This is a genomic window from Streptomyces sp. NPDC058326, from assembly GCF_042879855.1.
GTDB lineage: Bacteria > Actinomycetota > Actinomycetes > Streptomycetales > Streptomycetaceae > Streptomyces.
The window spans coordinates 322,129-345,991 of record NZ_JBHVZO010000003.1 but is presented as its reverse complement, the minus strand read 5'-3'; the positions used below and the strand labels follow the sequence as shown (position 1 = coordinate 345,991).

General features: G+C 72.0%; 25 protein-coding genes and 2 pseudogenes. 16 read left to right on the top strand and 11 right to left on the bottom strand.

What is annotated here, in order from left to right:
- Positions 1 to 29: 29 nt before the first annotated feature.
- Positions 30 to 449: pseudogene (locus ACFVYX_RS07200) on the top strand (ATP-binding protein); the annotation flags it as partial.
- Between the two features lie 1,430 nt (positions 450 to 1,879).
- Here ACFVYX_RS07200 and ACFVYX_RS07195 read toward each other — a convergent pair.
- On the bottom strand, positions 1,880 to 3,181 hold the full coding sequence (locus ACFVYX_RS07195; protein WP_389680338.1) for an erythromycin esterase family protein: 1,302 nt from the start codon (positions 3,179 to 3,181) through the stop codon (positions 1,880 to 1,882).
- An 83-nt stretch (positions 3,182 to 3,264) separates the two neighbouring features.
- Entirely contained in the window at positions 3,265 to 3,873 is a 609-nt protein-coding gene (locus ACFVYX_RS07190; protein ID WP_389680599.1) for a CatB-related O-acetyltransferase, read from the bottom strand.
- A 245-nt stretch (positions 3,874 to 4,118) separates the two neighbouring features.
- Here ACFVYX_RS07190 and ACFVYX_RS07185 point away from each other — a divergent pair, with 245 nt between their 5' ends.
- On the top strand, positions 4,119 to 5,003 hold the full coding sequence (locus ACFVYX_RS07185; RefSeq protein WP_389680337.1) for a LysR family transcriptional regulator: 885 nt from the start codon (positions 4,119 to 4,121) through the stop codon (positions 5,001 to 5,003).
- A gap of 357 nt (positions 5,004 to 5,360) precedes the next feature.
- Here the strand turns inward: ACFVYX_RS07185 and ACFVYX_RS07180 are convergent, their stop codons facing one another.
- Entirely contained in the window at positions 5,361 to 5,933 is a 573-nt protein-coding gene (locus tag ACFVYX_RS07180; RefSeq protein WP_389680336.1) for a TetR/AcrR family transcriptional regulator, read from the bottom strand.
- Positions 5,934 to 6,029: 96 nt separating this feature from the next.
- Here ACFVYX_RS07180 and ACFVYX_RS07175 point away from each other — a divergent pair, with 96 nt between their 5' ends.
- The 3 genes from ACFVYX_RS07175 to ACFVYX_RS07165 all read left to right on the top strand — a co-directional run bounded on the left by ACFVYX_RS07175 (position 6,030) and on the right by ACFVYX_RS07165 (position 9,081).
- Positions 6,030 to 7,592 carry a carboxylesterase/lipase family protein gene (locus ACFVYX_RS07175; protein ID WP_389680335.1) on the top strand — a complete coding sequence of 521 codons (1,563 nt, stop codon included), beginning with the start codon at positions 6,030 to 6,032 and terminating at the stop codon, positions 7,590 to 7,592.
- Positions 7,593 to 7,772: 180 nt separating this feature from the next.
- Positions 7,773 to 8,630 (top strand): hypothetical protein, encoded by an 858-nt coding sequence (locus ACFVYX_RS07170; protein ID WP_389680334.1) that lies wholly within the window; start codon positions 7,773 to 7,775, stop codon positions 8,628 to 8,630.
- Between the two features lie 211 nt (positions 8,631 to 8,841).
- The gene (locus ACFVYX_RS07165; protein ID WP_389680333.1) at positions 8,842 to 9,081 is read left to right on the top strand and encodes a hypothetical protein; all 240 of its coding nucleotides are present in this window, start codon (positions 8,842 to 8,844) and stop codon (positions 9,079 to 9,081) included.
- Positions 9,082 to 9,223: 142 nt separating this feature from the next.
- On the opposite strand, the gene ACFVYX_RS07160 is transcribed toward ACFVYX_RS07165, so the two are convergent.
- Together ACFVYX_RS07160 and ACFVYX_RS07155 are read right to left on the bottom strand one after the other, a co-directional pair.
- Positions 9,224 to 10,498, bottom strand: coding sequence for a M23 family metallopeptidase (locus ACFVYX_RS07160; protein ID WP_389680332.1), 1,275 nt, complete (start codon positions 10,496 to 10,498; stop codon positions 9,224 to 9,226).
- A 325-nt stretch (positions 10,499 to 10,823) separates the two neighbouring features.
- Complete coding sequence (locus tag ACFVYX_RS07155) at positions 10,824 to 11,627, bottom strand: maleylpyruvate isomerase N-terminal domain-containing protein (protein WP_389680331.1); 804 nt, start codon at positions 11,625 to 11,627, stop codon at positions 10,824 to 10,826.
- A 247-nt stretch (positions 11,628 to 11,874) separates the two neighbouring features.
- Between ACFVYX_RS07155 and ACFVYX_RS07150 the strand changes: the two are divergent.
- Both ACFVYX_RS07150 and ACFVYX_RS07145 read left to right on the top strand, forming a co-directional pair.
- Positions 11,875 to 12,411: pseudogene (locus ACFVYX_RS07150) on the top strand (GNAT family N-acetyltransferase); the annotation flags it as partial.
- A gap of 24 nt (positions 12,412 to 12,435) precedes the next feature.
- Positions 12,436 to 13,098 (top strand): M15 family metallopeptidase, encoded by a 663-nt coding sequence (locus ACFVYX_RS07145; RefSeq protein ID WP_389680598.1) that lies wholly within the window; start codon positions 12,436 to 12,438, stop codon positions 13,096 to 13,098.
- 98 nt (positions 13,099 to 13,196) lie between these two features.
- On the opposite strand, the gene ACFVYX_RS07140 is transcribed toward ACFVYX_RS07145, so the two are convergent.
- Complete coding sequence (locus ACFVYX_RS07140; protein ID WP_389680330.1) at positions 13,197 to 14,732, bottom strand: UDP-N-acetylmuramoyl-L-alanyl-D-glutamate--2,6-diaminopimelate ligase; 1,536 nt, start codon at positions 14,730 to 14,732, stop codon at positions 13,197 to 13,199.
- A 119-nt stretch (positions 14,733 to 14,851) separates the two neighbouring features.
- Entirely contained in the window at positions 14,852 to 15,007 is a 156-nt protein-coding gene (locus tag ACFVYX_RS07135; protein WP_389680329.1) for a hypothetical protein, read from the bottom strand.
- A gap of 339 nt (positions 15,008 to 15,346) precedes the next feature.
- Between ACFVYX_RS07135 and ACFVYX_RS07130 the strand changes: the two genes are divergently transcribed.
- The 4 genes from ACFVYX_RS07130 to ACFVYX_RS07115 are packed head-to-tail and all read left to right on the top strand — an operon-like array spanning position 15,347 to position 17,280.
- A complete protein-coding gene (locus ACFVYX_RS07130; protein ID WP_389680328.1) occupies positions 15,347 to 15,724 on the top strand; it encodes a hypothetical protein in 378 nt (125 codons plus the stop codon).
- Complete coding sequence (locus ACFVYX_RS07125; protein ID WP_389680327.1) at positions 15,721 to 16,212, top strand: MerR family transcriptional regulator; 492 nt, start codon at positions 15,721 to 15,723, stop codon at positions 16,210 to 16,212. The genes ACFVYX_RS07130 and ACFVYX_RS07125 overlap by 4 nt, the downstream gene beginning before the upstream one ends.
- A gap of 11 nt (positions 16,213 to 16,223) precedes the next feature.
- Positions 16,224 to 16,559: a YnfA family protein gene (locus ACFVYX_RS07120; RefSeq protein WP_389680326.1), complete on the top strand. Its 336-nt coding sequence runs from the start codon at positions 16,224 to 16,226 to the stop codon at positions 16,557 to 16,559.
- A 52-nt stretch (positions 16,560 to 16,611) separates the two neighbouring features.
- Positions 16,612 to 17,280, top strand: a complete 669-nt coding sequence (locus ACFVYX_RS07115) for a class I SAM-dependent methyltransferase (protein WP_389680325.1) — start codon at positions 16,612 to 16,614, stop codon at positions 17,278 to 17,280.
- Positions 17,281 to 17,322: 42 nt separating this feature from the next.
- Here ACFVYX_RS07115 and ACFVYX_RS07110 read toward each other — a convergent pair whose 3' ends face one another.
- The 3 genes from ACFVYX_RS07110 to ACFVYX_RS07100 form a co-directional block, all read right to left on the bottom strand.
- Positions 17,323 to 17,538 carry a DUF6243 family protein gene (locus tag ACFVYX_RS07110; RefSeq protein WP_389680324.1) on the bottom strand — a complete coding sequence of 72 codons (216 nt, stop codon included), beginning with the start codon at positions 17,536 to 17,538 and terminating at the stop codon, positions 17,323 to 17,325.
- Between the two features lie 184 nt (positions 17,539 to 17,722).
- Entirely contained in the window at positions 17,723 to 18,490 is a 768-nt protein-coding gene (locus ACFVYX_RS07105; RefSeq protein ID WP_389680323.1) for a GNAT family N-acetyltransferase, read from the bottom strand.
- A 208-nt stretch (positions 18,491 to 18,698) separates the two neighbouring features.
- Positions 18,699 to 19,583 carry a LysR substrate-binding domain-containing protein gene (locus ACFVYX_RS07100; RefSeq protein ID WP_389680322.1) on the bottom strand — a complete coding sequence of 295 codons (885 nt, stop codon included), beginning with the start codon at positions 19,581 to 19,583 and terminating at the stop codon, positions 18,699 to 18,701.
- 123 nt (positions 19,584 to 19,706) lie between these two features.
- Between ACFVYX_RS07100 and mgrA the strand changes: the two genes are divergently transcribed.
- From mgrA to ACFVYX_RS07085, 3 genes are all read left to right on the top strand, one after another.
- Entirely contained in the window at positions 19,707 to 20,699 is a 993-nt protein-coding gene (gene mgrA / locus ACFVYX_RS07095; RefSeq protein WP_389680321.1) for an L-glyceraldehyde 3-phosphate reductase, read from the top strand.
- 199 nt (positions 20,700 to 20,898) lie between these two features.
- Entirely contained in the window at positions 20,899 to 22,083 is a 1,185-nt protein-coding gene (locus ACFVYX_RS07090) for an amidinotransferase (protein WP_389680597.1), read from the top strand.
- Entirely contained in the window at positions 22,080 to 22,442 is a 363-nt protein-coding gene (locus tag ACFVYX_RS07085) for a DUF952 domain-containing protein (protein ID WP_389680320.1), read from the top strand. Before ACFVYX_RS07090 ends, ACFVYX_RS07085 begins: the two co-directional genes overlap by 4 nt.
- Before the next feature lie 60 nt (positions 22,443 to 22,502).
- On the opposite strand, the gene ACFVYX_RS07080 is transcribed toward ACFVYX_RS07085, so the two are convergent.
- Positions 22,503 to 22,766: a DUF6213 family protein gene (locus ACFVYX_RS07080; protein ID WP_389680319.1), complete on the bottom strand. Its 264-nt coding sequence runs from the start codon at positions 22,764 to 22,766 to the stop codon at positions 22,503 to 22,505.
- 162 nt (positions 22,767 to 22,928) lie between these two features.
- Here ACFVYX_RS07080 and ACFVYX_RS07075 point away from each other — a divergent pair, with 162 nt between their 5' ends.
- Entirely contained in the window at positions 22,929 to 23,339 is a 411-nt protein-coding gene (locus ACFVYX_RS07075; RefSeq protein WP_389680318.1) for a VOC family protein, read from the top strand.
- 76 nt (positions 23,340 to 23,415) lie between these two features.
- The gene (locus tag ACFVYX_RS07070; RefSeq protein ID WP_389680317.1) at positions 23,416 to 23,862 is read left to right on the top strand and encodes a helix-turn-helix transcriptional regulator; all 447 of its coding nucleotides are present in this window, start codon (positions 23,416 to 23,418) and stop codon (positions 23,860 to 23,862) included.
- Position 23,863: the final 1 nt, after the last annotated feature.

The following is a 23,863-nucleotide window of genomic DNA, read 5'->3' as shown; positions in this document are numbered from 1 at the left end:
CAGCGCGGATTAGACTTTTTCACGTGGTGATGCGGTCGCCTCTGATCGGCCGGGCAGCCGAGTACGCGGGGCTGCTCGACGCGCTCGCGCGATGCCGGTCGGGCGAGGGGGGCCTGGTCCTGGTGCGCGGGGATTCGGGTGTCGGCAAGAGCCGGCTCGTCTCGGAAGCGCTCGATGGCTGGGACGGGCGCGTACTGCGCGGATCCGCCACCCCCGGGGCGGGCGGGTACGCCCCCGTCGAGGAGATTCTTCGGTCCGTGTCCGACGAGGTCGGCCACGTGCTGCCGTACCGCGAAGATGATCAGTCGGCCCTCGTCGAGGTCATCCGGCGCGTCCTTCGGGACATCGGCCGCCGCCGGCCGACGGTGGTCGTCCTGGAGGACCTGCACTGGGCCGGTGCCGCGGCCGTCGATCTGTTGCCCGCACTCGCGGTGTCGATGGCGCGTGAGCCGGTGCTGCTGCTCGGCACGTACCGCGGTGAAGAGCTCGCGCGTACGCATCCCATCCGGTCCATGCGAACCGCGCTGCGTCGCAGCGGCGGCTTCGTCGAGTTCGCGCTCCGGCCGCTGACCGCTGAGCAGACGGGCGAACTGCTCGCCGGTCTGCTCGACGCGCCCCCCTCGCCGGGGCTCGCCTCGGCGGTACACAAGAGGGCGGAGGGGATCCCGTTCTACGTCGAGGAGCTCACCACCGCCCTCCTCGAAACCGGCGCCCTGCGCGAAGCGGGCGGCGGCTTCGACCTCGTCGAGGACGCGGAGCTGCCCGTGCCCGAGAGTGTGCTGGACGCGGTGCTGGTCCGCACCGCGGAGCCACGACAGTGGCATCGGACCGCGGTGGAACTCGCCGCCGTACTCGGCGTACGGGTCGATCTCCCCGCTCTCGCCGCTCTCGTGGAACCGCCGGCCGTCGACCAGCTGCTCGACAGCGGGCTGCTCACCGAGCGGGAACAGGACCCCGGGTCGGCGGAGTTCCGCCACGCGCTCGTACGAGACGCGCTGTACCGAACCATCCCCTGGGCCCGACGCAGGAGTCACCACAAGCTGATCGCCGAACACCTCACTGTTCGTGGCGCGCCACCCGAGATCGTTGCCGAGCACTGGCTGGCCGCACACGAACACGAGCGCGCGAGGCCGCTGTTGCTCGCCGCGGCGGAGCGGCACCGGACGGTGCACGCGTACCGGGACGCCGCCGCGCTGGTGCGACGGGCGCTCGCCGTCTGGCCGGAGGAGGCCGACACGGAAGGCCGGCTCACCGCGCTGGAGCGCTTGGCGGACTGTGCCGAGCTGTGCGGGGAGCTCGAGTCGGCCGTGGCGGTCTGGTCCGACGTCGCACGGCTTCGGCACGCGCGGGGCGAGATCGCGCTCGCCGGGTCGGCGCATCGGAGACTGGCCAACACCGCCGGGCTGCTGGGCGGCTGGACGCGCGCGGTCACCGCGCGCGAGAGCGCGGCCGACGCGTTCGCGGCGGCGGGCAGGCACGGTGAGGCGGCGGCGGAACGGCTCGCTCTGGCTGATCAGCTGAAGTCCGCGGCACGGCTCTCGGAGGGGCTCGACCAGGCCACCGCCGCGGCCGAGGACGCCGAGGCGGCGGGCCGTACGGATCTGAAGGCCCGGGCGCTCGCGATGCGAGGCTCGCTCTGCTCCGCGCTGGGCGACGGACGGCGAGGAGTCGAACTCGCGCGTTCCGGGCTTGAGCTCGCCCTCACCGTACAGCTGCCCGAAGCGACCGGCGAGGCGTACTACGAACTCCGCAGTGCCCTTCCGACCCTCCGCATCCCCACCCAGGCACAGGCCAACGAGCGCGCTACGGCCTCATCACCTCAGGGTTGTCTCGTACATGGTCTTCGACTCAGGCGGTACGCGGGCGGGGAAACGTGGCGTCATGGCGATGGCGGTTCAGCGCCGATGTCGTCGCTCACGGTGGAGGCCGGGGTGTGCAGGATGCCGTCGAACGCGTCCAGGACGGGGGTGTGCAGGAAGGTGCTCTGCAGCCGGATGCGGTCGGGGGCGGAGGCGGGTTCCGCGGTCCCCGGGCGCGCCTGGTGGAGGCCGGTGACGCTGAGCCCGAGGCCGGCCGCGGCGAAGGCGGCTTCGATGCTGCCCTGTTCGGGCGGCCGCAGCGCGGTGGGCTCGATGGTGAAGCCGAAGCGCGCCCGCTCGTCGCGGACCATCTCCGCGGTTTGTCCGCCGGAGCTGGTCAGGCCGAGGGCGAAGTAGTCGTCGCCGAGGATGTCGCTCAGGTGCTGTCCCATCGGGAAGCCGGTGAGGTGGCCGTCGAAGGAGACCGGCGTTTTCTGGATGTGGGCGTTGTGGGCCGCCAGCACGATGCGGGTTCCGGGCTCGGTGCGCTCCAGGTGCCACAGGACGGACTCGGCCATGTAGGCGTCCCGGGCCGAGGTGTCGGCGGTCAGCCCGTTCCCGGCGAACAGGCCGGCCATGGCACGGAATCCGTGGTCGGCCCGGCAGGCGCCTTCGAGGCGGTGCAGGGCGATGCCATAGCTGTGCCGGTCGCCGCGGGAGACGTACAGCGGTGCGACGGCGCGGAACCGGATGAGCAGGCGTGCGAGGGTCGCGGTGAGGGCGTCCTGGTCGGCTGTGGGCAGGCGGGCCCATGCGGGCGCGGCGGCGGCCGCGGAGGCGCCGGCGAACGATGCGGCGATCCGCATCGCCTCCTGGACGAGCGGGAGAGTGTCGGGGTCGACCTGGCGCAGATAGTCGGCAACGGGGGCCAGGGCGGGCCGCAGGGATCCACCGGCGGCGGGAATGTCGATGCCGGCGAAGCGCACCGGCGCCGGGGCTGTGTGGTTGTGCCGGCGGATCCAGCGCAGCGGTTCGTCGACGCCCACGGGGATCGCCTCGGCGAGGTGAGCCCTCAGTTCGTCTTCCGTTCCCTCACCCTGACCCCAGGCGTCGAGGAGAAAGCCTTCGCTGAAGCCGTACTCGAAGGCCAGGACGGTGAAGCCGCAGCGCTCGACCAGGAACCGCACGAGGCGCCGGCGCAGCCGGATGAACTCGTCGACGAAGTGGGAGTGTTCGCCGATCGCGACGACACGCGCACGGCCGATGAGGTCGCGCAGCGGTTCGAGGTCGTCGAGCGGCGCCTCGGGATCGAGGTGGGTGAGCGGGATCGCGTGGTCGCCGAGCCAGTCGGCGAACGAGTCGGAGCGGGGCTCGGCCGGCATGCTGATGACTCGATTCTCGTATCGGGGAAACGGATCGATGGACGGGGTCCGGAGTGAGGAGCGCCTGGGGGGTGTCTTGTCGATCAGGCCGAATCGGGGGCCGCCTTCTCCAGGTCGTCGACGCTTCCGGACATGAGGGTGCGGATGTGGCCGGTGATGTGCTCGGCGGGCCAGTCCCACCAGGCCACCGCCAGCAGCCGGGCGATGTCCTGCTCGTCGTAGCGGCTGCGGAGGAGACGGGCCGGGTTGCCGCCGACGATCGCGTAGTCGGGCACGTCCGAGGTGACCACGGCGCCCGCGGCGATGATCGCGCCGTGGCCGATGCGTACGCCGGGCATCACCGTGGTCCCGTGGCCGAACCAGACGTCGTTGCCGACGACGGTGTCGCCCCGGCCGGGCAGGCCGGTCAGCAGGTCGAAGTGATCGGCCCACGAACCGCCCATGGTGGGGAAGGGGAAGGTCGAAGGGCCGTCCATGCGGTGGTTGGCGCCGTTCATGAGGAACCTCACCCCCGTGCCCAGCGCGCAGAACTTCCCGATGACCAGCTTCTCCGGCCCGTAGTGGTAGAGCACGTTGCGCGTCTCGAACGCGGTCGCGTCGTCCGGGTCGTCGTAGTACGAGTACTCCCCCACCTCGATCAGCGGCGAGGTGACCAGCGGCTTCAGCTGGACCACCCGCGGCTGGCCGGGCATGGGATGCAGCGCGGTCGGGTCGGCGGGTACGAGTGCCTTCACTGAGGTTTCCTCCTCGAACGTACTGCTGGATGGGCCGCGAGCGCGTCCCGTCTCCCCCGGGCCTGGTACCCGAAGTCCGGTGGGCGCCACGGCCGGACGGAGCCCTTCCCGGCGTGCCCAGCCTGGACGCGGACGGGCACCGGCGACAACGGCGGGTCCGGTAAGGTTCGTTAACCTCTCGCTTAACGACGAAGAGAGCCGGCGTGGAACTGCGCGACATCGAGATCTTCCTGACCTTGGCCGAGGAACTGCACTTCGGCCGGACCGCAGAGCGGTTGCACGTGACGCCCGCCCGCGTCAGTCAGGCGATCAAGAAGCAGGAACGCCGCATCGGCGCCGCCCTGTTCGAGCGCAACAGCCGGGCCGTGGCGATGACGCCGATCGGCCGGCAGCTCTTCACCGACCTGCTGCCGATGTACCGCGGCCTGCACGAAGCCGTGGAGCGCGCCATCCGCTCGGCCGGAGAAAAGACCGAAGTGCTGCGCCTGGGCATGCTCTCCAGCAACGTCCAGGATTTCCGGCCGCTGCTCGACGCCTTCGCCGCCCGGCACCCCGCGTGTGACGTCCGGATCCGCTACGTCGGATTCGGCGACCCGTTCGGGCCGCTGCGCGCCGGCGAGGTCGATGTCCAGATCGCCTGGCTGCCGGTGGAGGAGGCCGACCTCACCGTCGGGCCGGTCGTCAGGATCGAGCCCGTCGTCCTCGCCGTCGGCGCCGGGCACCGGCTGGCCCGGCGGGAGACGGTGTCGTACGAGGACCTGGTCGACGAAGTCGTCATCGGCGGAGCCAAACCCGACTACTGGGGCGAGGCCCTCACACCCAGCCGCACCCCCAGCGGGCGTCCGCTCCGGGTGGGGCCGACCGTCGCCACCGAGACCGCGATGATTCCCATCCTGTCCAATGGCGAAGCCGTCGCGTTCGTGCACTCGCACGCCAGCCGGTACTACGCCCGAGCCGACCTCGTGTACGTCCCCGTCCACGACGCTCCTCCGGCCCACTGGGCGCTGCTGTGGCGTACCGCCACCGAGACCGACCTGATCCGCTCCTTCGCGCACGCCGGGCGCCTGGTCGAACCGAGTGGTTCCTGACGGACCCCGTACGGACGGACCGGCGCACCCCCGCACGGACGGACCGGCGCACCCCGTACGGACGGACCGACGGGCCCCGCACGGACGGACCGACGGGCCCCGCACGGACGGCGGCGCACCCCGTACGGACGGACCGGCGGGCCCCGCACGGACCGACCGGCGCCACCCCGTACGGACGGACCGACGGGCCCCGCACGGACCGACCGGCGCCACCCCGTACGGACACCCGGGGCACCCCGCACGGGCGCCCTGCGGCTGCCGAAGAAGCACGGGACGACTCCTCGGCCAGACACCGGACACCACAAGTCCCCCAGCAGTGAACCGAGTTGAGCTCGGCTCGATACTCACTGCGACAGGTCAGCGCGCGATCTTCGCCAGGGCCCGGATGCCGTCGAGCACCTCAGCAGCCGTGGGGGCGCTGCCGGGGTCGCTGAGGCACTGCAGCATCACACCCGACACGAGCGCGAGCTGCACGGTGCCGAGGGTGCGGACGGAGGGCTCCGCTACTTGCTCTTCGGGGACGCCGTCCAGAATGGCCGCCATGCCGCGCCGCCCCTGAGTGATGCCTCCAGCCAGAGCGGGGCGCAGCTCCGGCCGGCGCTGTGCCTGCATGAACAGTTCGACCGAGGCGAGCCACAGGTCGGGGTGCGCGCCGAACTGCTCGATCAAGCTCTCCCAGACGCGCTCGTAGTGCGCCCGGGCGGAGCCGTCGGCGTCGGGGACCAGCGCCCGGCCCATCGCGTCGCCCCACTCGTCGAGGATCTCGAACAGGGCCTGATTGAGCAGCGCTTCCCGCGAGCCGTAGTGATAGCCGACTGCGGCTGTGCTCACGCCCGCGGCTGTGGCGATGTCACGTACAGAAGTGCGGTCGTAGCCATGTTCCCGCAGGCAGGCCTTGGCGCCGACGAGCAGGGCTTCACGGTTTCCCATATCCGGAGCCTAACGGGCGTGTGGCACGAACGTCTCACACGACCGAGTTAGACAAACGTATTGCACGATCGTGCAAATCTCCGTAGCGTTCGGGCCATGAGACGCACCAGGAACGTTTCCAAGGGGTTCGCCGCCGCTCTGACGCTGGCCACGCTGGGCATCGCTCTGGGCACCGGACCCGCCGGCCCCGCGCGAGCGGCGGCGGGCGGCAGCCCGGTCGTCGGCACCACCGGCGGCGCCGTGCGCGGCACCACCGGCCCCAACGGCCTCCGCAGCTTCCAGGGCATCCCGTACGCCGCCGCACCCACGGGCGACCTGCGCTGGGCCTCGCCGCAGCCCGCCGCGGCCTGGGCCGGGGTGCGGGACGCGACCGCACCGGGATCCGCCTGCGCACAGCCGGCCGGGCTCCCCGTCGGAGTCCCGAGCGAGGCCGAGGACTGCCTCTACCTGAACGTCACCACCCCCGCGAAGCAGAGCGGCAAGCGGCCGGTGATCGTGTGGATCCACGGCGGCAGCCTGATGTTCGGCAGCGGCGACCTCTACGGTCCCGAGCGGCTGGCCGCCGAAGGCGCCGTCGTCGTGTCGGTCAACTACCGGCTCGGCGTCATGGGCTTCCTGGCCCACCCGGCACTGGGGACCTCCGGCGGCCTCGGCCTTGAGGACCAGCAGGCCGCGCTGCGCTGGGTCCGTGCCAACGCGGGTGCCTTCGGCGGCGACCCCGGCAACGTGACGGTCATGGGCGAATCCGGAGGCGGTTACAGCGTCTGCGGCCACCTCGCCTCACCGAAGTCCGCCGGACTGTTCCACCGTGCCGTCGTGCAGAGCGCGCCCTGCGCCACGGGCGGCTCCCGCACCCAGGAGGAAGCCGAGGCCGAGGCCGAGGCGACCGTCAGGAACCTCCGGGAGCTGAAGGCTTGCGGCGACCACCAGGACGCGGAGGCCTGCCTGCGCCACGCGGACGCGGCCACGCTCATGAAGGCGTACGGCACGTGGAACGAGCCCCGCCCGGTCGCCGGTACGGACCTGATGCCGCTGGCTCCCGCCGAAGCCCTGCGCACCGGGAAGTTCAACCGCGTCCCGGTGCTCATCGGGGTCAACCACGACGAGGAGCGCGGCAGGATCCTCGGCCAGGAGCTGGGGGGCGGACCCATGCGGCCCGAGGCGTACGAGCCCGCGATCCGCGCGGAGTTCCGCGAACAGGCCGATGAGGTGCTGGCACGCTATCCGCTGAGCCGCTTCGGCTCGGCCGGTGAGGCCCTGGCGACGGCCCTGACCGACCGCACCTGGTCGGTACCGACGCTGGACACCGCCCGACTGCTGACGCGGTGGACGCCGACCCGGATGTACGAGTTCAGCGAGCGCGAGACGCCCGCGTGGTCAGGCGACCCGAAGCTCAGCTTCGAGCTCCGCGCCTCGCACATGACGGAGCTGTGCTACCTCTTCGACCTCAAGCTGCCCCTGTTCGAGAAGCTCACGGAGAAGCAGCTGCGCCTCGGCGAGCGGATGGCGGACACCTGGGTGGGCTTCGCCGCATCCGGGAGGACGGACTGGCCGGGCTTCCGCAGCGGCGGCTACGTGCAGTCGCTGACCTCAGGGCCGTGGAAGCGCACGGAGTTCGCCGAGGACCATGACTACGCGTTCTGGAAGAACCTCCGCTGACGCCAAGCCCGGAACAGCTCGTGCGACCGGTTTCCTCGGACGCGATGTGGCTGAAGCCGAGCGGTCGGGGCACGGCGCCCTTCCCCGCCGACGGCGCGATGCGCTATGCCTGCCTGACCGCCTAAGGAGGCCCTGGTGACCACGGCTCGGAACTCTCACGCATCGGGTACACCCGCGCAGATGACCCGCTTCGACGACATCTACAGCCGACCGGACCCGCGCTCGTACTTCGCGACCCTGGGGCCATTGGACTACCAGGCACCCCACCACGCCCAGCGTCTCTTCCGCCGCCTCCTGCCTTTCGCCGGCTTTCCCGAGGACCACGCTCGCCCGGTCGGCCAGGACGGCGTGCCGCGGGCCACGGTGCTGGACATCTGTTGCTCGTACGGCATCAACGCGGCCTTGCTCAACCACCACGTGACGCTTCAGGAGCTGTACGACCACTACACCTCGCCGCGGGTCGTCACGCTGACGACCGCCGAACTGATCAAGGAGGACCGCAGGTACTACGCGGCACGTCGCCGCACCGACGCCGTGCCCGTCATCGGCCTCGACATCTCCGCGTCGGCCATCGCCTACGCCCGCGCGGTCGGCCTGCTCGACGACGGATTCGCCGAGAACCTGGAGACCGCCCCGCCCAGCCCGGCGCTGCGCCAGGCCACTCGCGACACCCGCCTGATCACTGTGACCGGCGGGGCGACCTTCCTGTCCGCCCGCACCTTCCGGGCGCTCCTGCAGGGCAGGCAGCGGCCACCGTGGGTGGCCGCCCTCGTCCTGCGGACCGTTCCCTACAAGGACACCTCCGAAGGCCTGGCCGAGTTCGGCCTGACCACGCAGAAGGACACGTCCCGCACGTACCCGCAGAGGCGCTTCACCGACGCCGACGAACAGCGCTACGCCATCGCCGCGGTGTCCGCGGCCGGCGACGACCCCCGCGGCAAGGAGACCGACGGCCACTTCCACACGGCCCTGCACCTGTCACGTCCCCTCGCGCACGCAGCCGCTCATCCGCTGCCCACCCTGCTGCAGGACCCCTGAGCCTCCACCGCTCACTTCGGGTTGGCGGTGCAGGGCCCCTGAGTGGTCGGGCGCGCGCTCCGGCCCGCGCGAACCGTCACGACACACGACAGGGGCGGGGGCCCGGCATCAGGCCGGACCCGGTCGATACCGCGCGTGGCTGCCTCTCGGTCTCGTACGGGCACGAGAGTGAACGGGCGTATCGCCGATTCACGCAGGTCGTTCTCAGGCCATGAAGAAGATCCTTTCTGCCGCTGCGCTGGCCCTCGCCGGCGTGGCCGTCGCAGCACCCGCCCACGCAGACAACGACTCCAACTTCGGCAGCGGCGTCAACGCGGCCGACAACTGGAACTTCTCCGCCGCTGACGTGTGTGTCCAGGAGCTGGCCGTTGTGCCCGCCCTCAGCGACTGGACGGGGAACCACGAGAACAACTGCTCCAACGGCAACGTCATCGACCACTCCGGGAGGTAGCAGGCTCCCTCAGCGCCCTTCCTCGGCGCGGCCTGAACGACGCCCCAGTTCAGCGAACTGGGGCGTCGTCGTTGTTCAGAGCCGCCTGTGCCGTCCGGTCCGGCCGCCGGCCACGCCGGCCGGCGACCCGGCCGGGAGCCGGTCAGAACTCCAGCACCTCGCGGTCGAGGGGATACCGCGCACGGTGCGGGCCCTCGTTCGGCGAGGGCGTGATCGGCAGGACGCCGGTCGGCTGCAGGCCCACGTTGTCGTCCCAGATCCGGGGTTCGACCTGTCCGACGACGCGGAACCTCCGGAAGGTGAACGGCGGGCTGTCGGTCGGAAAGAACTCGGGTGTGGTCATCACCTGGAAGTGCAGGTGCGGCGTGGTCGAGTTGCCGCTGTTGCCGATCAGCCCGAGGACCTGGCCGGATTCGACCTGGTCACCTTCCCGGACCTTGAGCGATCCGGGCTTCAGGTGGGCGTAGAGCAGGTAGCGGCCCGGCGCGACCTCCAGGGTGACGTGGTTGCCGACGGTCTCCTCGATCGGCGGGACCGGCGGCGTGACGGGCGGCGCGTTGTCCGGGATCCCGTCCTGGACCTCCACCACCCTGCCGCCGGCCGCGGCAACGGCCGGCTGCCGGTAGCTCAGGTAGCTGGCGAGCCGAGCGGGGTCGCCTTCCCAGGTCTGTCCCTGCTCGCCGACCTTGTACCAGTCGATCGCGAAGCGCTGCGGTACGTAGAAGCGACCGTTGATCGGGCCGAGGCCGCGCCGGTGGTGGGTGTTGCCGCAGCACGACTCGCTGGAGTACCAGGTGCCGGGGCGGACCGGGGCGTTCAGGTTCATCGGCTCGGTGCGGTCGGTCGGGGTGACCTGGACCGTCTCCTCGAACGCGGAGGAGCCGGAGGCGGTCAGGACGGCGCCCGAGAGATGGTGTTCGAGGACCTTGGGCGCCCGCTGGCCGCGGTCGAGGATCAGGTCGAGCCAGATGATCCACTGCTGGGAGCCCTGGATGACGGTCGGCGTCGGCCCCGGGGGCGCCGGGGTGTACCCGTCCGCGCCCGGCAGGGGGTCGCCCACCGGATTGGCGGCGTCAGCCAGCGCCTGCCCGCTCAGCGAACCGACGACCCGGTGCGTGCGGGCGTCTCGGACGTCGACACGGTCGAGCCGCACCCGCGCGCTGCTGGGCAGTGAGCTCGTGGTGAGCAGTTCGTACGAGAGGTGCGTCTTGCCGTCCGTGGCGCTGAACGGCGCCGGTTCGGTCATCACCGCCGCCGTCAGCGGCGTGAACTGCGGCCCGGGCGTCGGCGTGGCCGCGCCGGTCCCGTATCCGGGTGCCGTTGAAGCCGTCAGCATGCCGGCGGCGAGCACGGCGGCGGCCAGTCCGCGACGTAGCGGGCCGCGGCCGGTGCGGTTGCGAGGGTGGCGCTCAGCCATGGTGCTCTTCCAGTCGTCGGGTCCAGGGCCGTGAAGGGCACCGGCACGCCCCGCGCCGAGGCGCAGGCCCATGTAACCGGCGACGCGCCGCTCCGGGCGGACGGCGCCGGAGTCGCGTGCCGAACTACACCCGTCCAGCCGCATCGACCCCCGAGCCCCGCCTCGCGGCGGCTTCGGGCCGCTGTCGAGCGCCGAGTTCGTCGCGGACCCGGTTCGCCACCCGGGCGGGGAGGCTCTTCGAGGCAGTGGGGAGCTCCACCGGACACACCCGCGCTCGCGTACTGGTCGGTGCCCGGTTTCGCGGGTTCACGGGCAGGCGTGGAAGTCAGCCCAGGGCGAGCCAACGGAGGCCGAGTCGCTCGATCTGCGCGGCCTCCGCTTCGTCCAGCGGCTCCCGGCCGGTGGCCTTGCGCAGGAAGTGGGGGCGGTTCCACTCCAGCTTGTCCGCCGCCGTGGTCTGTTCCGCGCCGAGAAGCAGTTCCGTCACCGCGTCACCGGCCGCCGGGGTGAGCCAGGCTTCGTGTCCGAGTGCGTCGGCCAGGTCGATGCCGTGGACGGCGACTTCCACGACGCGGGTGAGGAGGAACTCCGACAGGAGCATGGCGTCGCCGTGGCGTGTCCGTACGGTCCGGCCGGCCGGCTGGGCCCGGCACAGCCGGTCGACCCGCCGCCACGTCGTGGCGAAGTCCTCGGCGAGGGCGGCGTCGTCGGCCGGTCCCGCCGCACGGTCCTGGGCCAAGGCGATCCGCTTGCCGTTGGTCCGGGGTGAGAAGCGGTCGTCCGGGCGGTAGTACTCCACCGCGGTGATCTCCGCCGCGCCTGGCGCCGGTGCGTCCAGCATGGCCGGGAGCCAGTCGATCACCACGCAAACGTGCCCGAGCAGCTCGCGTACGGTCCAGGGAGCGCAGCGTGTCGGGAGGTTCCACTCGGCCTCGGAGAGTCCGGTCACGGCGTCGCCGAGGGCCCCGCACTCCAGCCGGAACGCTTCGAGCACCCGGTCGTGGTCCGCGCCGCGCCGCCCCCGGTCCGTTCGCCGTTCTCCGCTCACTGCGCCGTCCCGCACTGTGCCGTCCCGCCGGTCCGCTCCGCGGTCCGGCCCGCCGAACTCCCTCGTGATCTCATCCGACATGGAACAGCTCCAGCGTCTTCTCGGCCGGACGGTTCGAACCCTCGTGACGGCCCTACGGACAACGACTTCCCGCTTCACGCATCCCGCTTCGCGCATCCCGCTTTCGCGCATCCCGCTTCGCGCTTCTCGGATCACCTGAGACGGGTGCCGAAGCGGTCCCGGTTGCGGACCGCTGGAAAAGATCGCCAGGCAGGAGCCGAGCTTCTCCGCCGATCGTTCTCACAGGGCGTGCGATAGGTTCCCCGCCATGATCGAACCCGGAACCTCCGCCTGGCCGCCCGCCCCGATATCGACCGAACGGCTCGTGCTCCGCGCGTCCGAGGCCCGGGACCGCGCGGCGTTCGTCGAGCTGTTCGCCTCGCCGGAGGTGGGCATCTACATCGGCGGCGCCCGGCCTCGCGACGAACTCGAACGCACCGTGCCCGAAGTGCCGGGCCGCCGTCCCGGCTGCTTCGTGGTCGAACTCGACGGAACGATGATCGGCATGATCACGCTCGACCCTCGCGACGCCGAGCGCCGGGGGCGTGTCCGCCCCGAGGCCGGGGAGACCGAGCTCGGTTACCTGTTCCTGCCGGGGGCGTGGGGACGCGGTTACGCCTTCGAGGCATGCACGGCGGCACTCGGCTGGTTCTCCGGCGCGCGTCCCGGCGCGCCCGTGGTGCTCTCCACCCAGAGCGCCAACGACCGCGCGATGCGCCTCGCGGCGAAGCTTGGCTTCACCGAGGTCGAGCGGTTCGAGGAGTACGGCGCCGACCACTGGTTCGGCGTACGCCATCCGGCCACGCCGGGCCGGATGAAGGACGGCACCATGAGCGGGATCGTGCTGATGTCGGATCCGAAGGTCGCCGCCGTGCCGGTGATCGAGTCCGGGGAACGGCTCGTGGACGTCCGCCTCGGCGGCCGGCTGCTCGTCGACACCCGCAAGCAGGACCCGGCGGGCGCCTTCGCTCACCTGCGGGAAGGCGTGCTGGAGCGGCTGCTCACGGCACAGACGACGCTCCCGGCGGGCTTGCGGCTGCTGTTCGTCGAGGGGTACCGGCCCCCTTCCCTTCAGCGGGAGTACTTCGAGGAGTACGCCGGTGAGCTACGAGCCGCCCATCCCGAATGGTCCGCCGAGCAGATCCACTCGGCGGCGAGCAGGTACGTGTCACCCCCCGACATCGCGCCGCACAGCGCCGGCGCGGCCGTCGACCTCACCCTCGCCGATGCCGACGGGCACGAACTGGACCTGGGCACACGCATGAACGCGGACCCGGAGGAGAGCGCGGGCGCCTGCTACACCCACGCCGCGAACATCACCGCGGAGGCCCGTGCCAACCGGAAGCTGCTGAGCACCGCGCTCACGGCCGCAGGGATGGTGAACTACCCCACGGAGTGGTGGCACTGGTCCTTCGGCGACCGCTACTGGGCCCTGACCGCAGGAGAGACCGCGGCCCTCTACGGCCCGAAGGAGCTCGACTCGCGCGGCTGACCGGCCAGCCCTTCCCTTCTGGTCCGAGCAGCGCAGGGTGCTCGGTCCGGTCGTGGGTGAGTGGCACGTCGCGGCGGGCGAGTGCGCCCGCGCGGGGTTCAGTTCGACAGCGGCGGTGGTCCGGCCGGGGGGCGCGCGGTGCCGCGTACGGGCTGGGTGCGGGCCAGTTCGCGCACCGTGGCCATGTCGCTGAAGGGGAGCAGTTTCTCGCCGACGATCTGGTGTGGTTCGCTGCCCTTGCCGGCGATCAGGACCGTGTCGTCGGGGCCCGCCGCGGACAGGGCGAAGGCGATGGCCCGGCGGCGGTCGGCGTAGCGCCGGAAGGGGGTACCGGTCGCCGTGAGGCCGGCGGCGACCTGGTCCAGGATGGCCTCGGGGTCCTCGTTGCGGGGGTTGTCCGAGGTCAGGACAGCGAGGTCGGAACGGGTTCCGGCGATCTGGCCCATCTCGGCTCGTTTGGTGGTGTCGCGGTCTCCGCCGCAGCCGAAGACCGTGATCACCCGGCCGGGGGCGAAGCCCCGGATGGTGGCCAGGACCTTGTCCAGGGAGTCCGGCGAGTGGGCGTAGTCCACGATCACCGATGTGCCCAGCGGGGTCCGGAAGCGTTCCATCCGGCCCGGGACGGGCGGCATCCGGTCGAGCGCGTCGACCAGCGGGCGCAGCTCGTGCCCCAGCACGTGGCAGGCCGCCACCGCGGCCAGCGCGTTGGCCACCGAGAACCGGCCGGGGACGGGGATCGAGGCCGGGTAGGCGTGTCCGTCGTGGTGGAGGACGAACCGCGTGCCCGAGGCACTCACCACGAGGTCGGTGGCCCGGTAGTCAGCCGGGCGGTCCAGGGCGTACGTGCTCACGTCACCCGGCATCATCGACACGATGGACGCGCCCACCGGGTCGTCGGCGTTGACCACCGCGCGCCGGCACAGGCCCTGGAAGAGCCGCAGTTTGGCGTCCCGGTAGTCCGCCATCGTCCCGTGGTCGTCCAGATGGTCCTGCGTCAGGTTGGTGAAGACCCCGACGTCGATGAACGTACGGTTCACCCGGTGTGTCAGCAGCGCCATCGACGTGGCCTCCAGCACCACACCGGCCGCCCCGCGGTCGCGCATGCACCCCAGGAGGTACTGCAGGTCGGGGGATTCCGGCGTGGTCAGCACCGAGGGCGGCATGGGGATCGGCTCGTCGCCGATCCTGCTTCCGGCGGTGCCGATCACCCCCACCCGGGAGCCCTCGGCGATCCGCAGGACGGACTCGACCATGTACGAGACGGAGGTCTTCCCGTTGGTGCCGGTGACCGCCACCATCTCCATCTGCCGTCCGGGCTCCCCGAAGTAGCGGGAGGTGACCACCGCGGCGGCCGTCCGCACGTCGGGTACCCGGACGACGCAGGTGCCCGCGGGCCATACCCCGGGCGGCAGGGCGGGTTCGCCGCTGTCGACGAGTACGGCGGCGGCGCCCCGGGCCAGGGCGGGCGAGACGGAGCCGGGGCCGCCCTCCCGGTGTCCGGGGACGGCGATGAAGAGCGAGCCCGGCGTCACCCGGTCGGCGTCGAAGGTGGTTCCCGCGGTGATCGACGTCGTGTCCGGATCACCCTGGAGGACGTGGTGCTCCTGCCCGGCCAGCAATGCGCTCAGCTTCACAATGATCCCTTCGAGGGGGCTCTGGCCCGGGCGTGCGGCCGTAGCCAGGCGGCAGTGCCGGCGGCATGCCGGGAAGCTGCTGTGGTGATGTGGAGCGGAGGAGCCGGAGGCGCGATGCGCTAGCCGTGGCCGTGCAGGGCGGCGGTACGGCGCGTCGTGGGCACTGCGGCGAGGGCCGCGCAGGTCGGGTCGACGGCGGTCGGAACCCCGGAGGCCGGGCGCATCTCGGAGGCGGCCTGCCGCAGGCAGTGCCTCGAGGAACGTGTGCGACCCATGGGCCGAGTGTACGGCTCGCCCGGCGGCCCGAGGACCGCCTCTGCCGACGCGTCAGGGCCACCGGTCCTTCACGGCGGCGGCCCCCCGGAATCCTCCCCGGCCGCGTGTCGCGGAAGGGGGTGTCCGGGCGGGGCCGGCTCCGGTGCCGGTCTGCGGAGCGGGACAGCCCTGGCTCATCGGCAGGGGGTCCGGGCCAGGGGATCCGTCCGGCCGTCGCCGGTCGGGCGCCCAGCAGCCCTCGCCCCTCCGGGCGTCGCGGCCTTCCTTGACCGCGATGGCGGCAAAGGCCTGCCGGGAGCACTTGCGATCGGTACCCGGGTACAGGTCTACCGTCGGAGATGTCACCCATCACCGGGGACGCGATGACGGGAGTGAGCGCGATGAGCGATCTCGCGTGGGTGCCGCGGTCCTGCACCCTGCCCACCGAGGAGCGGCCCCTGCGGGTCGCCGAGTGGGATGCTCTGTTCGCCGAACGGCTGACCTCGCTGTCGAGGCCGCGGCCGCTCCGCCTGCGCCTCGACCTGGTGGGCGGCGAGGACGTGGAGGACCGGATCCGCGACCTGGTGGAGCGCGAGAGCGGGTGCTGCTCGTTCTTCACCTTCACCACCACCCCCGGCCAGGGACTGATCCGGCTGGACATCTCGGTGGACCAGGCCCACGGAGCGGTCCTGGACGCGCTGGCCGCGCGGACGGCGGCTGCTCGGGAGGAGCGGTGAGCACGGGTCTGCGCAGCGGGCAGGTCGCCGAGGCGGCAGGGGTGAACATCCAGACGCTGCGCTACTACGAGCGGCGCGGCCTGCTGGCCGAACCCGAGCGCAGCAACGGCGGGCACCGAATGTACGGGGAGGAGGCGGTGACCGTGCTGCGGGTGATCAAGGCCGCCCAGCGGCTCGGGTTCACCCTGGAGGAGGTCGCCGAGCTGCTGGAGGCCGGACGCCACCGGCACGGCCGCCGTGTAGCGGGGCTCCAGGACCGCGCCGCCGCCAAGCTCGCCGAGATCGACGCGAAGATCGCCGACCTCGCCACCGTCCGCACCGCTCTGGCCGCCGCCGTCGAGGCGGGCTGCGACGACCTGACGGCCTGTGCTTCCAGCGCCTGCTGCCCCGTCCCCTTCACCGGCTCGCGGAGCACCGCGGATGAGGAGGGGTGCGGCTGCGAGAGGCAGGCCGAGCCGCTGAAGATCGGCGGCGTGGGCCGCCGGTAGGGTCCACCCGTATGACCGTCGCTCGCTCCGTCGCCCTGTTCGTCGTCGCCGCCCTGTTCGAGATCGGCGGCGCCTGGCTGGTCTGGCAGGGCATCCGCGAGCACAAGGGCTGGATCTGGGTCGGCGCCGGCGTCATCGCCCTCGGTCTGTACGGCCTGGTGGCGACCTGGCAGCACGATGACAACTTCGGGCGCGTCCTCGCCGCGTACGGTGGGATCTTCGTCGCCGGATCGATCGCCTGGGGCATGGTCGCCGACGGCTACCGGCCCGACCGCTTCGACGTCATCGGCGCCCTGGTCTGCCTCGCCGGGATGGCCGTGATCATGTACGCCCCGCGCAGCCACTGAGCAGCCGCGACACGGCACCTCTATCCTGCTCCCGGACACGAGCGGGAGGCCGATGACCGTGGCGGACGAGCAGGAGCTGGCCGAGATCCAGCGGCGGCACTGGCAGGACACCTACACCGCCCATCCCGGCATGTACGGCGAGCGTCCCTCCGCACCGGCCGCGTGGGCGGCCGAGGTGTTCCGTGCGGCCGGGGCCCGGAACGTGCTGGAGCTCGGCGCCGGGCACGGCAGAGACGCCCTGTACTTCGCCCGCGAGGGGTTCACCGTCCGGGCCACCGACTTCTCCGCCATCGGCCTCGAGCAGTTGCGGGAAGCCGCCCGCGCCCAGGATGTCGGCGACCGGGTCGGCACCGCGGTGCACGACGTACGTGATCCGCTCCCTGTGGCGGACGCCTCCGTGGACGGGGTCTTCGCTCACATGCTGCTGTGCATGGCCCTTTCCACGGAGGAGATCCACGCGGCGGTCGGCGAGATCCGCCGCGTCCTGCAGCCGGGCGGCGTGCTCGTCTACACCGTTCGGCATACCGGCGACGCGCACTACGGCGCCGGCACCGTCCACGGCGACGACATCTATGAGCACGGCGGCTTCGCGGTGCACTTCTTCGACCGCGCCCTGGTCGACGACCTCGCCGACGGCTGGGCCCTGGACGACGTCCACGCCTTCGAGGAGGGCGACCTGCCGCGTCGGCTGTGGCGCGTCACGCAGAGCCTGCCCCGCTGAGCCAGGCACCCCTGACCGCGCGCGGGCTCGTGCGGCGGCGCGTCAGCTCTGTGCGCTGTCGTCGCCCGTCTGCTCGGCGCCCTCGGCCGCGCCCGCCTTCTCGCGCATCTTGCGCACCAGCTCCGCCTTCTGGTCGGCGGCGCCCTTGCGGTCGAGGTTGCGGTGCGGACCGTTGTTCTGCCGCTCTGCGCGGGACAGCCTCTTGCGCTGGCCGCCGCCCTGGCCCACGGGGTTGTTGATGTTCTTGCTCTTGGTCATGGGTTCTCCCGGTGACGAGGTGAAGTGATCTGCGGATTCATGGGTGGGGATCGGGTGCGGCGACGTCGATGGACGTCACCGGGAGCCCCTCACGCTCTCACTCGTGAATCGGCGTCTGGAAGAACATGACAAAGACGTTACCCGGTCCCGCCGGCCCCGCACACCAGGCCTCCGCGCGGCGGCGTCACCGCGAGGCCCACCAGGTCGAGGGCGCCGCGACGGTGTACCCCAGCGACTCGTACAGGGGCCTGCCCAGCTTCGAAGCGGTGAGCGTGACCGGCAGGTCCGCCAGGTGGGCGAGGGAGCCGAGCATGACGGCCCGCCCCACGCCACGCGACCGGAAAGCCGGTGACGTGCCGATCCAGTAATGGCTGCCGACGCCGTCGTCCACGACGCTGACGCCGGCTCCCGCGGCCACGCCGTCGTGCAGGGCGACGAACACGTCCACGCCCGGCTGCTCGATCAGCGCCGCCGGGAACAGTTCGCCGGGGCGGTAGGGCTCGAATCCGGCCAGCTCGAAGCCCTCGATCACGATCCGCTCGGCCGCCTGAAGGTCCTCGGTCCGCCGTACCCGGATCACGTCGAGCGCCGGTTCGCCGACGGGCCCGGGCGGCCGCAGCATGACCGGCATCTGCCAGCTGCGCAGGCCCAGGTGGCTCAGGTCGGTCGAGCTGAAAGGATCCTCGGCGTTCACCGGACCTGCGGCCCGGCGTACCAGCTCGCTCACCTCGGCCAGTTCGCCCGGGTCGAGGACCGGCTCCTGGATCAGGATCCGCAGGCCGGCGCGCGCATCGCCGTCGACCGCGACGAATCCGTGGCGCCGGATGACCTCATGCCCCCGGGAGCGGCCGGTCGCGGTCCACAGGGCGGCGGAGTTACGGGCCTGACGCATCGGCGCCTCGGCCGAGGTCACGGACACGGCCTGGTCGGCCGACGTAGATCGTGTTGTCATTCGGCTTACGCTACCGGGCAATTGGCCTCTCACGGGGGCCACTTCCGCGCGAACCGACTGGGCCACCTGACGGGCCCGGGCGGCTCCATGTGCGGGGCCGAGCCGGACGTGCGTCACCCGGCGGGAATCGCCGGGCGGGCCCGGCCTGCGGGACCGCCGCCTGGCGGACGGCTGACCGGCGACTGGCCGGCCGACCCGCCCCCCGGGGTCAGTGACCGCCCGTCTCCAGGAGGGTCATCAGGGCGCGGGCCGCGGGGCTCGTGACGTCCGGGGGTGGGAGCAGGGCCACCGTCTCGTACGCCGCCTCCGCCGTGCCCTTCAGCGGCGTGGCGATCAGGGACGCGCGCTTGTGGCGGAAGTGCTGGGGAACGGCGGCGACGCCGAGGTTCTCGTCCACCAGGTCGAGCAGGCTGTGGACGTCGTTCACCTCCAGGGCGACCGTGCGGCGTACCCCCGCCGCGGCGAACGCCGTGTCCGTGGCCTGGCGCGGGCCCCAGTCGGGGTGGAAGTCGACGAAGACCTCCCCGGCCACATCGGCGGGCGAGAGGGCGGGCCCGGCCGTGGCGAGCGGGTGGTCGGGGTGGCACAGCAGGGTCATCGGCTCGGCCGCGAGCGAGACCGAGCGCAGCTGGTCGGTGTCCGCCCGCGTGCGGTACGCGAACGCCAGGTCGAGGCGGCCTGCCGCGACCTCCTCGGCCAGGTCGGGCGAGCCGGACTGCCGCAGCCGGATCTCCACGTCCGGGTGCCGCCGCCGGAACGCGGCGAGCAGTCCCGGCGTCCGCACCCCCGCGATGCACTGCTCGGTCCCGAGCGCGAGCGTCCCGCGCAGCACGCCCTGCACGGCGGCGACCGCCTCGTGCGCCGCCCGCACGTGCGCCAGGATCCGTTCCGCCTCGACCAGCAGCGCGCGCCCGGCCTCCGTCAGCGTCACCCGGCGGGTGGTCCGTACGAACAGCGGCGCCCGCAGCTCCCGCTCCAGGGCCCGGATCGACGCCGACAGGCCCGACTGGGAGACCAGCAGCCGTTCGGCGGCCCGGGTGAAGTGCCGGTCCTCGGCGACGGCGACGAAATGCTGGAGATGGCGGAGTTCCATGAGGGAGGAGCCTAGCCACCGATTGAGAAGCCCGAGCGCTGAATCCCATCGGATTCTCCTGTTGGACGCATGGCGGCGGGCCGGATTGAGATGGGACACCGCCCCCTCACTCCTGGAGTCGCGTTGTACACCGCACACCCCGGCCGCTACGCCGACATGCCCTACCGCCGCACCGGACGCAGCGGTCTGAAGCTCCCGGCGCTCTCCCTGGGCCTGTGGCACAACTTCGGCCCCGACCGCCCGGCCGAGACCCAGCGCGCCATCCTGCGCCGCGCCTTCGACCTCGGCATCACCCACTTCGACCTGGCGAACAACTACGGCCCGCCGCCCGGCGCCGCCGAGTCCGCCCTCGGCGACGTCCTGCGGACCGACCTCGCACCCCACCGCGACGAGCTGATCGTCTCCACCAAGGCCGGTTACCTGATGTGGCCCGGCCCGTACGGCGAATGGGGCTCGCGCAAGTACCTGCTGGCCTCGCTCGACCAGAGCCTCAAGCGGCTCGGGCTCGACCACGTCGACGTCTTCTACTCGCACCGCTTCGACCCCGACACCCCGCTGGAGGAGACGATGGGTGCCCTGCACTCCGCCGTCCAGCAGGGCAAGGCCCTCTACGTCGGCGTCTCCAACTACTCGGCCGGGCAGACCCGCGAGGCCGCCCGCATCCTCGACGAGCTCGGCACCCCGCTGCTCATCCACCAGCCGCGCTACTCGATGCTCGACCGCCGCCCGGAGGACGAGGGCCTCCTCGACGCGCTCGACGAGCTCCAGGTCGGTTCCATCGCGTACTCCCCGCTGGAGCAGGGCCTGCTCACCGGGCGCTATCTGGACGGCATCCCCGAGGACTCGCGGGCCGCGAGCGACAGCCCCTTCCTGAACCGGGACGCCGTCACCGGGGACCTGGTGGCCCGGCTGCGGGCCCTGGACGACATCGCCAAGGCACGCGGCCAGAACCTTGCCCAGCTCGCCCTCGCCTGGGTGCTGCGCGGCGGCCGGGTGACCTCCGCCCTCGTCGGCGCGAGCAGCGTGCGTCAGCTGGAGGACAGCGTGGCCGCCATCGGCAACCTCGGCTTCGACGCCGAGGAGCTGGCCCGTATCGACGCGGTGGTCGGGCGGTAGGCGGGGGGCCTCGCTGTTCCCCTCCCGTACGCCTGCCGGGAGCTCTCGCACGGACGCCAGGCCTCCCGTACGGACGCCAGGACCTCCCGTACGGACGCCAGGGCCTCCCGTACGCATGTTGGGAGGGGAACAGGGCACCCGCACCACGCACCTCGGGTTTCCTGACCGATTCCAGGAGGCGGCAGTGCCAGCACCACGGATACAGACCCCCGACGCGCCGGCATCGGCGCCCTCCGTCACGACGGCCGGCGGGCCGGAGCCCCTCGGCTCCCCGGTCTCCTCGCACAACGAGTGGGATCCCCTGGAGGAGATCATCGTCGGGCGCCTCGAAGGCGCGACGATCCCCTCCGCCCATCCGGTCGTGTCCTGCAACGTCCCTCCGTGGGCGGCACGCTGGCAGGGCCTCTCCGCCGGCTTCCGCTATCCGCGCATGCTGGTCGAGCGGGCGCAGCAGGAGCTCGACGGCTTCATCGCCCTCCTGCGGTCGCTCGGCGTCACCGTCAGGCGACCCGACGCGGTCGACCACAAGCAGCGCTTCGCCACCCCCCACTGGTCCTCCCGCGGCTTCTGCAACGCCTGCCCGCGCGACGTCCTGCTCGTGATCGGCGACGAGATCATCGAGACCCCGGGGGCCTGGCCGTGCCGGTACTTCGAGACCGGCACGTACCGTGCGCTGATCAAGGACTACTTCCGGCGCGGCGCGCGCTGGACGGCGGCGCCGAAACCGCAGCTCACCGACGAACTGTTCGACGCGGACTTCCGTACCCCCCGGGACGGGGAGCCCATGCGCTACATCCTCACCGAGTTCGAGCCGGTCTTCGACGCGGCGGACTTCGTCCGCGCGGGCCGCGACCTCTTCGTGACGCGGAGCAACGTCACCAACCGCATGGGCATCGACTGGCTGCGCCGCCACCTCGGCCCCGGCTACCGCATCCACGAGATCGAGAGCCGCTGCCGCACGCCGATGCACATCGACACGACGTTCCTCCCGCTCGCGCCCGGCAAGGTGCTCGTCAACCCCGAGTACGTCGACGTCGACCGTCTGCCCGACGTCCTGAGCTCGTGGGACGTCCTGATCGCCCCCGAGCCCGATCCGATCGACGAGCGGCTGCTGAGGCTCACCTCGATGTGCGGGAGGTGGCTCAGCATGAACATCCTCATGGTCGACGAGAAGCGGGTGATCGCGGAACGGAACCACACCAACACCCTGCGCGCCCTCGAACGGTGGGGGTTCGAGCCGATCCCCTGCGACCTCCAGCACTACGCCCCGTTCGGCGGCTCCTTCCACTGCGCGACGCTCGACGTGCGGCGCCGGGGCACGCTGGAGACCTACGTCGACCGGCCGGCCGGCCGGCACGCGGGCCCATGGGAAAATGGTTCATGATCTACCACGTCGTGACCTCCGGCGAGTGGAACGCCCGCCCCGACGCCCCGTACGCGCCCGCGTCCCTCGCGGAGGACGGTTTCGTCCACTGCTCCCCCGACGTGAGAACGACCCTCGCGGTCGTCAACGCCTTCTACCGGAGCGCACCGAGACCGCTCCTCGCGCTGCTGCTCGACGAGGACCGGCTGACGTCCCGGCTGGAGTTCGAGGCGGCGGCTCCCGCTCCGCCGCCCGGGGCCGACGCGGACGTCCTGTTCCCCCATCTCTTCGGCCCGGTCGACCGCGACGCCGTCGCACGGGTCCTGGAGGTCGAGTGGGACGAGAGCGGCCGGGCCACGGGCCTGAAGGACCTGGGCTGAGGGGGAGCCACAGGCCTGAAGGACCTGGGCTGAGGGGGACCCGGGCCGAACCGGAGCCCCTCAGCGGGCCCGGTCTCCGCCGCCGGGCGGCGGGGGCCCGCTCGCCGGGCGTCTGACCGCGATGCACTCGACGTCGATCTGATCGGCCAGGTCGCTCAGCCGGCGGACCAGGGCGAGGACCGTTTCGGGATCGAGGTCCGTCTCGCCCGCCTCGGTCGACCGCAGCCACCCGGCGCCGATCCGCCGGAGCAGACCGGTCACCTTCGTGGCGGGGATCATCAGCTCACCGCGCGAGGCGTAGATCAGGGGTATCGACGTGTTCATGGCGTACCGACCTCCGCCGCGGGAGTGGAAGTGAACGGGGCGGACGGCCGCGGCCCGACCCTCGGGGTGCGGCTGCCCGGGACCGCGGGTGCTACACGTCCGGTCAGGCGTCTCGTCAGGAATCGAGAAGCGGGGCAGGTCCGGCCCAACTAGCTTGTGGGCATGGACCTCACCATTCACACCACCGTTCTCCCGCACGACGACCCGGACGCCTCCGTCGCCTTCTACCGCGACGCCCTCGGCTTCGAGGTGCGCACCGACGTCGGGCAGGGCAGGACCCGCTGGATCACCGTCGGACCTCCCGGGCAGCCCGGTACGTCCATCCTGCTCGCGCCGCCCGGTGCCGACCCGGGGATCACCGAGGCCGAACGGCGCACGATCGCCGAGATGATGGCCAAGGGCACGTACGGCTGGATCCTGCTCGCCACCCACGACCTCGACGGCACCTTCGAGAAGGTGCAGGCGGCGGACGTCGAGGTCGTCCAGGAGCCGACCGAGCAGCCGTACGGCGTCCGCGACTGCGCCTTCCGCGACCCCGCGGGCAACCTCGTCCGTATCCAGGAGCTCCGCTGACCGGAGCTGCGCATCCAGGAGCTCCGTCTCCCGGAGCTCCGCTGAAAGGATTCTCCTCATGTGTCATCCTGCGTGGATGAGCGCACTGAACGAGGCGCAGCGCCTGAGTGACCTCGCCCGGTTACGCCGTGTCCGCGACCGGATGGACCGGGAGTACGCGCAGCCGCTGGACGTCGAGGCGCTCGCCCGCGGCGTGAACATGTCGGCGGGGCACCTCAGCCGGCAGTTCCGGCAGGCCTACGGCGAGTCGCCGTACTCGTACCTCATGACGCGGCGCATCGAGCGCGCGATGGCCCTGCTGCACCGTGACGACCTCAGCGTCACGGACGTCTGCTTCATGGTCGGCTCCTCCTCGCTCGGCACCTTCAGCACCCGGTTCACCGAGCTCGTCGGCGTACCGCCCAGCGTCTACCGGCGCCAGGTCGCGGACGCCGAGGGCGGGCTGCCGTCCTGCGTGGCGAAGCAGGTCACGCGACCCGTCAGGAATCGAGAAGCACCGGCGGGCACCCCCCGCCTAGCGTGAT